Annotated in this window: 10 protein-coding genes; 2 read left to right on the forward strand and 8 right to left on the reverse strand. The window is 54.4% G+C overall.

Going from position 1 to position 13,539, the window contains the following annotated elements:
- Positions 1-16 precede the first annotated feature (16 nt).
- Positions 17-1,873 carry an aspartate--tRNA ligase gene (aspS, locus tag ABXG94_RS07775; protein ID WP_353533312.1) on the reverse strand — a complete coding sequence of 619 codons (1,857 nt, stop codon included), beginning with the start codon at positions 1,871-1,873 and terminating at the stop codon, positions 17-19.
- A gap of 116 nt (positions 1,874-1,989) precedes the next feature.
- Between aspS and ABXG94_RS07780 the strand changes: the two genes are divergently transcribed.
- Positions 1,990-3,387, forward strand: a complete 1,398-nt coding sequence (locus tag ABXG94_RS07780; protein ID WP_353533314.1) for a class I SAM-dependent methyltransferase — start codon at positions 1,990-1,992, stop codon at positions 3,385-3,387.
- Positions 3,388-3,391: 4 nt separating this feature from the next.
- Here the strand turns inward: ABXG94_RS07780 and ABXG94_RS07785 are convergent, their stop codons facing one another.
- Both ABXG94_RS07785 and ABXG94_RS07790 read right to left on the reverse strand, forming a co-directional pair.
- Positions 3,392-4,033, reverse strand: a complete 642-nt coding sequence (locus ABXG94_RS07785) for an aminotransferase class IV family protein (RefSeq protein ID WP_353533315.1) — start codon at positions 4,031-4,033, stop codon at positions 3,392-3,394.
- Entirely contained in the window at positions 3,988-5,109 is a 1,122-nt protein-coding gene (locus ABXG94_RS07790; RefSeq protein ID WP_353533316.1) for an aminodeoxychorismate synthase component I, read from the reverse strand. Before ABXG94_RS07790 ends, ABXG94_RS07785 begins: the two co-directional genes overlap by 46 nt.
- A 286-nt stretch (positions 5,110-5,395) precedes the next feature.
- Between ABXG94_RS07790 and carB the strand changes: the two genes are divergently transcribed.
- Positions 5,396-8,728, forward strand: a complete 3,333-nt coding sequence (gene carB, locus ABXG94_RS07795) for a carbamoyl-phosphate synthase large subunit (RefSeq protein WP_353533318.1) — start codon at positions 5,396-5,398, stop codon at positions 8,726-8,728.
- 61 nt (positions 8,729-8,789) lie between these two features.
- Here carB and ABXG94_RS07800 read toward each other — a convergent pair whose 3' ends face one another.
- From ABXG94_RS07800 to ABXG94_RS07820, 5 genes are all read right to left on the reverse strand, one after another.
- On the reverse strand, positions 8,790-9,425 hold the full coding sequence (locus ABXG94_RS07800) for a hypothetical protein (protein ID WP_353533320.1): 636 nt from the start codon (positions 9,423-9,425) through the stop codon (positions 8,790-8,792).
- Between the two features lie 53 nt (positions 9,426-9,478).
- A complete protein-coding gene (locus ABXG94_RS07805) occupies positions 9,479-10,336 on the reverse strand; it encodes a DMT family transporter (protein ID WP_353533321.1) in 858 nt (285 codons plus the stop codon).
- A 228-nt stretch (positions 10,337-10,564) separates the two neighbouring features.
- A complete protein-coding gene (groL, locus tag ABXG94_RS07810; RefSeq protein WP_353533324.1) occupies positions 10,565-12,202 on the reverse strand; it encodes a chaperonin GroEL in 1,638 nt (545 codons plus the stop codon).
- Between the two features lie 51 nt (positions 12,203-12,253).
- Entirely contained in the window at positions 12,254-12,541 is a 288-nt protein-coding gene (locus ABXG94_RS07815; protein WP_353533325.1) for a co-chaperone GroES, read from the reverse strand.
- A 144-nt stretch (positions 12,542-12,685) separates the two neighbouring features.
- Entirely contained in the window at positions 12,686-13,459 is a 774-nt protein-coding gene (locus tag ABXG94_RS07820; RefSeq protein ID WP_353533326.1) for a helix-turn-helix domain-containing protein, read from the reverse strand.
- Between the last annotated feature and the right edge of the window lie 80 nt (positions 13,460-13,539).

Genomic DNA, 13,539 nt, shown 5'->3' on the forward strand with positions numbered 1-13,539 from the left:
TTTTCATGAAGCGCGTTTAGTCTTGTGGAATGACGCGCAGGCCCAGTTCCATCAACTGATCGCTTTGCGGATCATTTGGCGCGTTCATCATCAGGTCTTCGGCGCGTTGGTTCATGGGGAACATCACAACTTCACGGATGTTCTGTTGATCAGCCAACAACATCACGATGCGGTCAACACCAGCGGCGCAGCCCGCGTGTGGAGGGGCACCGTATTGGAAGGCATTCACAAGCGCACCAAAACGTTTTTCGACTTCGTCTTTGCCATAGCCAGCAATTTCAAAGGCTTTGAACATGATTTCTGGCTTGTGGTTCCGTACCGCGCCAGAGACCAATTCGTAGCCATTACACGCCAAATCATATTGGTAGCCAAGGACGTCCAGCGGATCGCCGTTCAGCGCATCCATGCCGCCCTGTGGCATCGAGAACGGGTTGTGTTCAAAGTCGATTTTGCCGGTTTCTTCGTCTTTTTCATAAATTGGGAAATCAACGATCCAAGCAAAGGCAAAGCGGTTGGTGTCGGTCAAGCCAAGTTCGTTGCCGATCACGTTACGGGCGCGGCCTGCAACCGGTTCAAAGGCTTTGGGTTTGCCGCCAAGGAAGAAGGCTGCATCGCCCACACCCAGACCAAGTTGCTGACGGATGGCTTCGGTGCGCTCTGGGCCAATGTTTTTGGCCAGAGGACCGGCCGCTTCCATGCCGCCTTCGACTTCGCCGGATTTCAGCTTGGCTTGGGCTTCTTTGACTTTGATGCCCAGCTCTTGGGCAACAGCATCAGCTGTTTTTTCGCGCCAGAAGATATAGCCCATGCCGGGCAGGCCTTCTTGTTGGGCGAATTTATTCATGCGGTCACAGAATTTGCGTGAGCCGCCGGATGGCGCAGGGATCGCGCGAATTTCGGTGCCTTCGGTTTCCAGCAATTTTGCAAAGATGGCAAAGCCAGAGCCTGCGAAATGTTCGGAGACAACTTGCATTTCGATTGGGTTACGCAGGTCAGGTTTGTCAGAACCGTATTTCAGCGCGGCCTCTTTATAAGAAATCTGTGGCCAGTCGTTTGGTGCGTCGACTTTTTTGTCACCACCGAATTCTTCAAACACGCCTGCCAAGACTGGGGCGATGGTGTCAAACACGTCTTGCTGTTCAACAAAGCTCATTTCCAGGTCGAGCTGGTAGAAGTCGGTTGGCGAACGGTCGGCACGTGGGTCTTCGTCGCGGAAGCACGGTGCGATTTGGAAGTATTTGTCAAAACCCGCAACCATCATCAGCTGTTTGAACTGCTGTGGGGCCTGTGGCAGGGCGTAAAATTTGCCCGGGTGCAGACGAGATGGCACCAAAAAGTCACGCGCGCCCTCTGGGGAGGATGCGGTGATAATCGGCGTTTGATATTCGCGGAATTCTTTGTCCCACATGCGTTTGCGCATCGACATCACCACGTCAGAGCGCAGCTTCATGCTGTCTTGCATCTGCTCGCGGCGCAGGTCGAGGAAACGATACTTTAGGCGGGTTTCTTCGGGGTATTCCTGATCGCCAAACACCATCAATGGCAGTTCTTCGGCGGCACCCAATACTTCGAGACCCCGGATAAACACCTCGATCTCGCCGGTTGGGATATTTTTGTTCACAAGGCTTTCGTCACGTGCCAGCACGTTGCCTTCGATCTGAATGCACCATTCGCTGCGCACTTTTTCAAGGTCTGCAAACACCGGGCTGTCGGGGTCCGCCATAACCTGAGTGATGCCATAGTGATCGCGCAGGTCGATAAACAGCAAGCCGCCGTGGTCGCGAACGCGGTGTACCCAACCTGACAGGCGAACGGTTTCGCCCACGTTGGATTTGTTCAGATCTGCGCAGGTATGGCTGCGATATGCGTGCATGTCTTTGCCTTTCATCCAAGCCCACGTTGGGGCCGTCAGAACAGGGGCCGCTGGGCGACCCGTTCTAAAAAATTCGTCCGGGCCGATACACCGTGTGCGTGGCAGGAAGTCAAGCAATGACTGCTGTGAAGGTGCGAAATCGCGGTGTGTGGGCGCATTTTGACCCACCATTTGAGGGACGAAAGACAATTCTTTACAAACCGGCGTTTGGTTTTGCAGACTATGGGGCAATTCTATCTGCGCGCTGTGCGCCGGACAATCGGAGGAAAACGCTGGAGGGACGCATGTGGACGACCCTGTTTTTGCGGATGATGCGACAGCTGATCCGCACTGGAGTTTTAGAAATCACCCTGCCCGATGGGCGGGTCGAACGCATGGGGCAGCGCCGCGCCGATGACGCGCCGGTAAAAATTACGCTCCATGACACGTCATTGCCCCGGCGCATAATCTTAAGCCCGGAGCTGGCCGTTGGCGAAGGCTATATGGACGGCACGCTGACCATAGAAAATGATGATCTGTATGGGTTGCTATCGCTGGGCATTCGTAATTTTTCATTGGGACGTGGTCATGGGGTTGAGCGTTTTTTGGGACCGCTGACCAAACGCGTGCATCAATTTAATCCGATGGGCCGGGCGCAAAAGAATGTCGCGCATCATTATGATTTATCCGGCGCGCTGTATGATTTGTTTTTGGATGACGACAAGCAATATTCCTGTGCCTATTTTCGCGAGCCTGACATGTCGCTTGGCGCTGCTCAGCGCGCCAAAAAGGCGCATATCGCTACAAAACTGTGTCTGGAGCCTGACCAACATGTTTTGGATATCGGCTGTGGATGGGGCGGCATGGCGCTGACCTTAGCGCAGGATTATGGGGTACAGGTCACAGGGGTGACCTTGTCACAAGAACAGCAGGCGGTTGCCAAACAACGGGTGGCCGAGGCTGGGTTGACCGACCGCGTCAGCATTTTATTGAAGGATTACCGCAGTTTAAACACACGGTTTGATCGCATTGTATCGGTTGGGATGTTTGAGCATGTTGGCGTGCCGCATTACCGGGTGTTTTTTGATCAACTGCGCAAACGGTTGTCGCGCAACGGGGTTGCATTGGTTCACACAATTGGACGCGCCGCGCCCCCCAGTCGCACCAGCCCCTGGGTGAATAAATACATTTTTCCGGGGGGATATGTGCCGTCGATGTCAGAGGTGCTGAAAGCGCTTGAAAAAGAGCGATTGTGGGTCACCGACGTGGAGGTCTGGCGATTACATTATGCCGAGACGCTGCGGCATTGGCATGATCGGTTTTCCAACCACATTGAAGAGGCAGAGGCGCTGTATGATGCGCGGTTTTGCCGGATGTGGCGGTTTTATCTAGTGGCCGCAGAGCTGACATTTCGGCTGCATCGACAATGTGTGTTTCAGTTTCAGATCACGCGCGAACAGACTGCGGTGCCTTTGACACGCGACTATCTGTACCGGGCCGCAGAAAGCTCTGTGATGGATCACGCGGCGCAATAGGCGATTAGGGGGATATCAGATCAGCTTTGATCAATCCGCGCAGCGAATTGCCCATATGAATTGCAGAGGCGCTTTGCAGGTCTTGCAGGGTAACAGGGCTTTCGATCACCCTGCCCTGATCAAGCAGCATCCCGCGCAGAATGCCGGGCAGGACACCGGCGGTTATGGGGGGCGTGATCATTTGGCCGTCGGGCCGGGTGACAAAAAGGTTGGTGATGGTGCCTTCGCAAAACTCGCCGTCCTGGTTGGCAAAGAGCCATTCATCGGTGCCTTTGGGCAAGGCGGCGCGTTCGGCGTCATACAGCGCGCGTTGGGTTGTTTTGTGGCGCAGCCAGATGTCGTTGGCGTCCAATCGTTTGTTCGAGATTTGAACGGCCCATTGTTTGGGCGTGCTGCCCAAGGGGGCTGAGGTAAAGTCAAAACCGTCTTGGCCCAGAGTTAAGCGACACCGCAGGCCCGCATTCCCTGCCACCCGTATGGCCGAGAGTGCCGCGTCTTGCGCGAAATCGAAACCAAGCGCATGGGCAGAACGCGCCATGCGGCTGAGGTGGCGATCAAGGTGGCGAAATCCGGTATCGGGATGCCAGCCAAAGGTTTCAATCAATCGCGTTCCTGCTGGAACGCCGCTGCGTAGCGGGCTTTCCATAGCGCTTCCTCGTATTCTGATGCGGCCGTGCTATCCCAAACTACGCCACCGCCGACATTCAACGTCGCTTTGCCGTCTTGCGCGGTCAGGGTCCGAATGGCGACATTGAATTCGCTGCGCCCATCTGGTGCGGCCCAGCCGATTGTTCCGCAATAGATATCACGCGCCCAGGGTTCCAGATCATTGAGAATTTCCATCGCCCGTAGCTTTGGGGCACCGGTGATAGAGCCACAGGGAAACAAAGCCTGGAAAATATCGCCCAAAGAAGTTTTGGGGCGTAGTTTGGCGCGCACCAAGGACACCATTTGGTGCACCGTGGCATAGCTCTCGACCTTGAACAATTCCGGCACCTTGACCGAGCCAAGTTCAGCCACACGGCTGATGTCATTGCGCAGTAGGTCGACGATCATCAGGTTTTCGGCGCGGTTTTTTTCATCCGCTTGCAGCCAAGCGATCAAACGCGCGTCTTCCTCTGGGTTTTCAGAGCGCGGCTGCGTGCCCTTCATCGGGCGGGTTTCTATTGTGCCATCAGATGTTGTGCGAAAAAACAGTTCTGGTGAGCGACTGAGCAAATCCGGGCCGTTGTCTTGCAACACAAGGGCACCTTGCCCAACCGGTTGTCGCGCGGTGAGGGCCGCATAAAGGGCTTGGGTTTCGCCTGAATAGGTCACGTCGAGCGGAAAGGTCAGGTTGGCCTGGTAGATATCACCGGCGCCAATAAACCCATTCACAACCTCAAAGGCGCGTGTGTATCTTTGTTCATCCCAACGGGGTGTCGCGTTTTCCAACCGGCAAGACCCGTGGCGCAAGGCTTGCAGGCCAGGCGCGCCATAGACGCCAAAGCATATCAGCGGCAAGGCGCGATTTTTTGGCATGCGTGGCAACAATCTGGGTTCAAGCGCATAGCCCAGTTCATAGCTGGCGTAACCCGCAACCCAATAGCCCGCATCCCGAGCAGCTTGCAGCGCATCCAAGGCTTGGGGCACCTGCGATGCGTCCTCTGCGATGATCATGTCAGAGGGGGCGCTAAAACATGTGCCGGCCCCAAGTGGGCCCTGATCAAAGCGAATCTTCACCGGTGTTCCTTTACATCCATTACTTCGGTATAACGCTAAGTGGCGGAGTTCACAGGCCACAAACAAGTCGCCCTACAGAGATATAACGACAGAGGCTTTTGGGGGCACGTATTGGTTGCGTCGGGGGAGGCTGCCAAAGACCTTTAGGGGAAAGCTTACCAAATGGTCTAAAATGTCTGGTCTGCAATTGCTGAAAGCCCCTTGCACCTCGTCTTCTGATGTCTATAACCCACGACAATTTGCGCCCGCGGCGAGTCTGCCCCGCCCCCTACCTCTGAGGTCTGCCATGCCAAAAAGAACTGACATAAAATCCATCATGATTATCGGTGCTGGTCCAATTGTAATTGGACAGGCCTGCGAATTTGACTATTCGGGTGCTCAGGCCTGTAAGGCGCTGCGCGAAGAAGGCTACCGGATTATTCTGGTGAACAGCAACCCGGCAACGATCATGACCGACCCGGAATTGGCTGACGCAACCTATATCGAGCCGATCACCCCCGAGGTTGTGGCGAAAATCATCGAAAAAGAGCGCCCCGATGCGTTGTTGCCGACCATGGGTGGGCAGACCGGATTGAACACCTCTTTGGCGCTGGAAGAAATGGGTGTGCTGGACAAGTTTAACGTCGAGATGATCGGCGCGAAACGTGAAGCGATTGAAATGGCAGAAGATCGCAAATTGTTCCGCGAAGCGATGGATCGTCTCGGCATTGAGAACCCGCGCGCGTCCATTGTGACCGCCCCCAAGAAAGGCAATGGCGACGACGATCTGGACGAAGGCGTGCGTCTGGCATTGGAAGAGCTGGAAGACATCGGGTTGCCAGCCATCATTCGCCCGGCCTTTACCATGGGCGGTACCGGTGGCGGTGTTGCCTATAACCGCGAAGATTACATCCATTTTTGCCGCACCGGCATGGATGCATCCCCGGTGAACCAGATCCTGATTGATGAAAGCTTGCTGGGCTGGAAAGAATTCGAAATGGAAGTGGTCCGCGACACTGCGGATAACGCCATTATCGTTTGTGCCATCGAAAACATCGATCCGATGGGCGTGCATACGGGTGACTCGATCACCGTGGCCCCTGCCCTGACACTGACGGACAAAGAATATCAGATCATGCGGAACCATTCGATTTCGGTTCTGCGCGAGATTGGTGTGGAAACCGGTGGTTCCAACGTGCAATGGGCTGTGAATCCAGCGGACGGCCGTATGGTTGTGATTGAAATGAACCCGCGTGTGTCGCGGTCGTCTGCCCTGGCCTCTAAGGCGACCGGTTTCCCGATTGCCAAGATCGCGGCGAAATTGGCCGTCGGCTATACGCTGGACGAGCTGGACAATGACATCACCAAGGTCACACCGGCATCGTTTGAGCCGTCAATTGATTACGTGGTTACCAAGATCCCGAAATTCGCTTTCGAGAAATTCCCAGGCTCTGAGCCCTATCTGACCACGGCAATGAAATCCGTCGGGGAAGCCATGGCAATCGGACGTACGATCCATGAGTCCCTGCAAAAAGCACTGGCATCGATGGAATCTGGTCTGACCGGGTTTGACGAGATTGAAATCGAAGGGGCGCCGGAAAAGGCCGCGGTGATCAAAGCGATCAGCCAGCAAACCCCTGACCGGATGCGCACCATTGCCCAAGCGATGCGCCACGGCCTGACCAACGAAGAAATCCACAATGTCACAATGTTTGACCCGTGGTTCCTGGACCGGATCCGCGAGATTGTGGAAGCCGAAGAAGGCGTGCGTAAAAACGGCCTGCCCGTCACCGAAGATGCATTGCGCCGCCTGAAAATGATGGGCTTTACCGATGCACGCTTGGCCATTTTGACAGGCCGTGATGAAGACAATGTGCGCCGCGCCCGTGTGAACCTGGGTGTGACAGCCAGCTTTAAGCGTATCGACACCTGTGCTGCGGAATTTGAGGCCCAAACGCCTTATATGTATTCCACTTACGAAGCACCGGTGTTTGGTGAAGCCGAATGTGAAGCGCGCCCAAGTGATCGCAAAAAAGTGGTAATTCTGGGGGGCGGTCCAAACCGGATTGGCCAAGGCATCGAGTTTGATTATTGCTGCTGCCACGCCTGTTATGCGCTGACAGAAATTGGTTACGAAACCATCATGGTGAATTGTAACCCTGAAACGGTTTCAACAGACTATGACACCTCGGATCGTCTGTATTTTGAGCCGCTGACCTTTGAACATGTGATGGAAATCATGCGTGTCGAACAGGAAAACGGCACATTGCACGGTGTGATTGTTCAGTTTGGTGGGCAGACCCCGCTGAAACTGGCCAATGCGCTGGAAGAGGCTGGCATTCCTATTCTAGGCACCTCGCCAGACGCCATTGATCTGGCCGAAGACCGCGAGCGGTTCCAAGCCTTGGTCAATGATCTCAAGCTGAAACAGCCAGTGAATGGCATTGCGTCCACCGACGCGCAAGCGCTTGAAATCGCAAGCGACATTGGTTTTCCTTTGGTGATCCGCCCGTCTTATGTTTTGGGGGGCCGCGCGATGGAAATCGTGCGCGATATGGCACAGCTTGAGCGTTATATCAAAGAGGCTGTTGTGGTGTCCGGCGATAGTCCGGTTCTGCTGGACAGCTATCTGGATGGCGCAACCGAACTGGATGTTGACGCCCTATGTGACGGTGAAAACGTGCATATCGCGGGCATCATGCAACATATCGAAGAAGCCGGTGTTCACTCTGGGGATTCTGCCTGTTCCTTGCCGCCTTATAGCCTGTCCACAGATCTGATTGACGAGATTAAACGTCAAGCCGTGGCACTGGCCCTGGCGCTGAATGTGAAGGGTCTGATGAACGTTCAGTTCGCGGTGAAGGACGGCGATGTTTACCTGATCGAGGTCAACCCACGCGCCTCGCGCACCGTGCCCTTTGTGGCCAAAGCCACCGACAGCGCCATTGCCGCGATTGCCGCTCGCCTGATGGCGGGTGAACCGCTTAGCAACTTCCCAGAGCGTCCACCCTATGAAGAGGGCGCAGATATTTCTGCCCCACAGCCAATTGCCGACCAGATGACTTTGGCGGATCCGATCATGCCGTGGTTCTCTGTCAAAGAAGCCGTGATGCCGTTTAACCGCTTCCCCGGCGTTGATACGATTTTGGGGCCAGAAATGCGCTCTACCGGCGAAGTCATGGGTTGGGATCGTGACTTTGCAACCGCTTTCCTAAAGGCGCAAATGGGGGCTGGCATGGTGCTGCCAAGCGCGGGCAAAGTCTTTGTGTCCATCAAGGATGCAGACAAAACACCCTTGGTGCTGGAAGCAACGCAAATTCTGACTGGTCTGGGCTTTAGCATTGTGGCCACGGCGGGCACCGCAAGCTGGCTGGAAGCCCAAGGCGTGACCTGTGAAAAAGTCAATAAGGTCTATGAAGGTCGCCCGAATGTGGTGGACATGCTGAAAAATGGCGAAATTTCACTGGTAATGAACACCACCGAAGGCGCGCAAGCGGTGGAAGACAGCCGCGATATTCGCGCGGTCGCATTGAATGATCGCATTCCATATTTCACCACCGCTGCTGGGTCGCATTCTGCGGCTTTGGCCATTCGCGCCCGCGAAGAGGGCGAGATCGAAGTGCGCGCCCTGCAAGGCTGATAGGCTGAAATACACAATAGCAAAGGGGGGCTTTTTGCCCTCCTTTTTTTATGGCGCGTGCTCAAAGCGGGCGGTAGCCCAACAGCATCACCAGGACTGGGATTGGGGCCACTGCAAGGGCGGTTGCCAACATATAGCCACCAACACTGAACAGGCGGCTTAGCCCAGCCACCAGCGCGATACCGCCGCCACCGCCAATGATCGCATTGCCCGGCAGATTCAACACCACGATCAAAGCTAAGTATCTGTTATTTAACAGATATGGCGCGACACGGCCGGGCAGTCTGGCCAAAAGAAAATCGCTGCGTTCCTTTGGAGACAGCACCGTTGTCTGGCGCACCAAATCAGCCGCACGCACCATATGCAGAGCTGAAAACAAACCCAGCAAGTGCCGTTGTGGCACAAGGCGCCCCACGCCAAATGCCAGCCAAAGCGCAATCACCATACAACCATAGACCACAAGCGCGACACGCACGCCAAAGACCATCATCAACCCAAGGCCAATCTCAGCCCCAGGCACAAAGGGCAAGGCAGAGGTCAACAGGTAAATAGCAGCAACGGCCAACACCATGGGCGACCAGATCGAGCCTTGACCCGCGGACAGTTGCACCGAATGAGACAGGCTCTGTCCCAACCAAAACCCGCCGCCCAACAGCAGCGCATATAGGCCAAGGCCAAACATCCATTTGCGTTTCATAGCAAAACCATAGACGCATGCGGGCTCAAATAGCGAAATGTTTTTGGGGTCCTCTAGGCACGCCGCATGGACAGGGAGACACCGCTCAGCACCAAGACAGTGGCAAAGGCAGCGCGCAGACTGACGTCTTCACCCAGAAATACCAGACCTGCCAACAGGGCAATCACCGGCACAGTCAGCTGCGCAACGGCCCCGCGGCTTGCGCCCAATTGCGGCAGAACGCTGTACCAAAGCGCATAGCCAAGGCCCGAGGTCAGTACACCTGAGGTGGTTGCCAAGAGCACACCGGTAGCAGAAAGCGTAGATGCATCCACCGACACCGCACCCAGAACCAGCATACTAAGAGGTGCGGCCAGAATGAAATTCATTGCCGTCGCTTGGGTCGCATTGGCTTCACGACGGCCAGCGATTGAATAAATGCCCCAGCCTAGTCCGGCCAGCACCATCATCGCCACATGGGGCAAGGAGATCCCGCCCTGCCCTGCGCTGACGTCTATGGCGCTCGCAGGCCACAACAGCCAAGCCAAGCCTGCAAAAGCTAGCCCAGCCCCCATCCAGCGCAGAAAGGGCATCTGTTCTTTGCTGTGCACCGCCGCACCAAACATGGTGATCTGTACCACAGCAAAAAGTATCAATGCGCCAATGCCAGCATCCAGCTCTTGATAGGCATAAGAAAAGCCAAAGATATAAAGCAACAGGGCTGCCACCCCCCAAACGCGGCGCGCACCACCCAGCTCAAAGCCTCGCCGCTGCACTGCCAGGATCAAAGCCAGCGCCACCGCACCGGTCCCCAGACGGATCACTGCAAACAGCACCGCATCCATGCCCTGATCAACCAAGGCAAGCCGATTTAGAATTGAATTTGCGGCAAAGGCCAACATGGTGAGTACGGTGAGAACAAACAAACGCATATAGGCAAGCTTTCCAAAGATCGTGCTGCGCCAGATATGGCATATATCCCTGCCTGCCCTAAAGCCCAAGCCACTGACGTTTTCGCGATGTCTCGGCCATAAGCTTTCCAAAGACCAACTTTGGCTTTGTTCTTGACCAAAATACCCGCGCCGCAGGCTTGTTTGCCCCGCAAACAAAAAGGGGCTGCGCAGTGCGCAACCCCAAATCTTCCAAATGGAAGGCGATGATTACATCATGCCGCCCATGCCGCCCATGTCAGGCATGGCTGGTGCGCCGCCGCCGTCTTTGGATGGTTTGTCTGCAACCATGGCTTCTGTTGTGATCAACAGACCCGCGATGGATGCCGCGTCTTCCAGTGCAGTACGTGCAACCTTTGCAGGGTCGATAACGCCGAATGCGAACATGTCACCATATTCTTCGGTCTGGGCGTTAAAGCCAAAGTTGCTGTCTTCGTTTTCACGAACTTTGCCAGCAACAACTGCGCCATCAACACCAGAGTTTTCAGCAATCTGACGCAGAGGCGCTTCGATGGCTTTGGACACGATTTTGATGCCTGCGTTTTGGTCGGAATTTGCGCCTTCCAGCGTATCCAGAGCTTTACCGGCCTGAACCAGTGCAACACCACCACCAACAATCACACCTTCTTGAACCGCTGCGCGGGTCGCGTTCAGTGCATCGTCAACGCGATCTTTGCGTTCTTTAACTTCGACTTCAGTCATGCCGCCAACGCGGATAACAGCAACACCGCCAGCCAATTTGGCAACGCGTTCTTGCAGTTTTTCACGATCGTAGTCAGAGGTTGTTTCTTCGATCTGGGTGCGGATCTGGCCAACACGTGCTTCGATCTCAGCTTTTTCACCAGCGCCATCCACAACTGTGGTTTCGTCTTTAGTGATCGTGACTTTTTTCGCAGTACCCAGCATGTCCATTGTGACGTTTTCAAGCTTCATGCCGATGTCTTCGGAAATCACTTGGCCGCCAGTCAGGATTGCGATGTCTTGCAACATGGCTTTGCGGCGATCGCCGAAACCAGGTGCTTTGACAGCTGCGATTTTCAGACCACCGCGCAATTTGTTCACAACCAAAGTTGCCAGCGCTTCGCCTTCAACATCTTCAGCGATGATCAGCAAAGGTTTCTGGGACTGGATCACTGATTCAAGCAGTGGAACCATTGGCTGCAAAGAAGACAGTTTCTTCTCGTGCAACAGGATCATGCAGTCTTCGAGGTCTGCAATCATTTTGTCAGGGTTGGTGACAAAGTAAGGAGACAGGAAGCCACGGTCAAACTGCATGCCTTCGACAACATCAGTTTCTGTTTCCAGACCTTTGTTCTCTTCAACAGTGATGACGCCTTCGTTGCCAACCTTTTGCATCGCGTCTGCGATTTGGTTGCCGATTTCAGCTTCGCCGTTTGCAGAGATTGTACCAACCTGAGCAACTTCCGCAGAGTCTTTGACTTCGCGTGCCATGTCTTTGATGCCAGCTACAACAGTGGCTGTCGCCAGATCGATGCCGCGCTTCAGATCCATTGGGTTCAGGCCAGCAGCAACCTGCTTGAGACCTTCTTTGACGATGGCTTGCGCCAGAACAGTCGCAGTTGTTGTACCGTCGCCTGCTTCGTCATTGGTGCGAGAAGCAACTTCTTTCACCATTTGTGCGCCCATGTTTTCGAACTTGTCTTCCAGTTCGATCTCTTTGGCCACGGATACACCATCTTTGGTGATGCGTGGTGCGCCAAAGGATTTGTCCAGCACAACGTTACGGCCTTTTGGGCCCAAAGTTACTTTAACTGCGTCTGCAAGAACGTTGACGCCGCGCAGCATTGCATTACGCGCGTCGGTGTCAAATTTGACTTCCTTAGCCATTGTAATAGCTCCTAATTCTTAGAATTCTTGTGGTGTTCAGGGTCGACGGACTTAGGACAGGATGCCCATAATGTCAGACTCTTTCATGATCAGCAGCTCTTCACCGTCAACGGTGACTTCTGTGCCAGACCATTTGCCGAACAGAACTTTGTTGCCAGCAGCTACGGCTGGTGCAATCAGTTCGCCGCTGTCTTTGCGGGCGCCTTCGCCAACAGAAACAACTTCGCCTTCAGCAGGCTTTTCCTTTGCGGAATCTGGAATGATCAGACCGCCAGCGGTCTTCTCTTCGCTTTCGGTGCGACGTACGAGGACGCGGTCGTGTAGCGGTGTAAATGCCATTGTTAGGTTTCCCTATTAAGTTTCTCCCTCACTCCGAGCGGAGCGATTAGCACTCCCTGACGGCGAGTGCTAACAGCGAAATAGCTAGGGTTGGTTTCCATAGGAGTCAACACGCAGCTCAAAATAATTTGAAAGAAATCTGACTTAAGGAAGGGGCATCGCAGAAGGTGCGGCCTGCTGAATTTTCAAAAATTGCGGATAGTTGACGATACCCGCTGCCGCGGTCAGTTTGAATGACACCAAATCCTGCTCGCTTGCGATCATCTGATCCTGACGCGCAAGGTTGGCCAGTTTGGCGTTCAGCGCCTTGATATCCTGCAGGATCAATGTGACCGTGTCCGGCAAAACCCGTCGCCCCATGGTGTGAAAGCTGGTGTCTAGGTCATTAGACCTGTCGATGGCATGGCGCAAAAATTGTTGATTGATCGCCTTGACCAATTGGTGCAGAGGCCCAAATTGCCGAAACCGAATGGGCTGGGACAGCTTCAGGCGCACATCCCCCTGCGTATGCAGTTCTGCCAATCCTAGATGTTCGAGTTGACGCCCATAGTGGTCAATATCAAGCGGACCAAGCTGATATACATTTGCGATATCACGGGCAGAGAAATCTTCGCGCAGCAAGATCAGAAAGTGAAACAAAGATGGGTCTGCGGCGAGTGCCATTTCAGTTGCCACAGGCAAATGCTGAGACGTAGGCTCGGTGCGTCGGGCCCGCTGCAGCACCTCTTCGGGCGGCAAATCAAGCAGATCACACAGCTCAAACAACCGCGACATTTTGCAATCTCGCTGGGCAAACATGCGTTTTACTGAAACCTCAGAAAGCCCCAGTATGTCCCCCAACTGCGCATAGGTCATGCCGCGGGCCTTTAAGGCACGTTTCAAAATGGCAAAAGCATCAGCCAACAATCGATTTTCCACCTTTAACCTCAAATTAGGTATCGATTTATGATACCAAATTTAACATGAGTTGAAAATTATTAAAAAAAAGATCCTTTTGA

Source organism: Cognatishimia sp. WU-CL00825 (genome assembly GCF_040364665.1).
In the GTDB taxonomy this organism is placed as follows: domain Bacteria; phylum Pseudomonadota; class Alphaproteobacteria; order Rhodobacterales; family Rhodobacteraceae; genus Cognatishimia.

Excerpts from the sequence above, each read along its gene's own strand:
- ABXG94_RS07805 (WP_353533321.1), bottom strand. The coding sequence starts at position 10,336 with ATGCGTTTGTTTGTTCTCACCGTACTCACCATGTTGGCCTTTGCCGCA.
- ABXG94_RS07800 (WP_353533320.1), bottom strand. The coding sequence starts at position 9,425 with ATGAAACGCAAATGGATGTTTGGCCTTGGCCTATATGCGCTGCTGTTG.
- carB (WP_353533318.1), top strand. The coding sequence starts at position 5,396 with ATGCCAAAAAGAACTGACATAAAATCCATCATGATTATCGGTGCTGGT.
- ABXG94_RS07780 (WP_353533314.1), top strand. The coding sequence starts at position 1,990 with ATGACTGCTGTGAAGGTGCGAAATCGCGGTGTGTGGGCGCATTTTGAC.
- ABXG94_RS07785 (WP_353533315.1), bottom strand. The coding sequence starts at position 4,033 with ATGGAAAGCCCGCTACGCAGCGGCGTTCCAGCAGGAACGCGATTGATT.
- ABXG94_RS07815 (WP_353533325.1), bottom strand. The coding sequence starts at position 12,541 with ATGGCATTTACACCGCTACACGACCGCGTCCTCGTACGTCGCACCGAA.
- aspS (WP_353533312.1), bottom strand. The coding sequence starts at position 1,873 with ATGCACGCATATCGCAGCCATACCTGCGCAGATCTGAACAAATCCAAC.
- groL (WP_353533324.1), bottom strand. The coding sequence starts at position 12,202 with ATGGCTAAGGAAGTCAAATTTGACACCGACGCGCGTAATGCAATGCTG.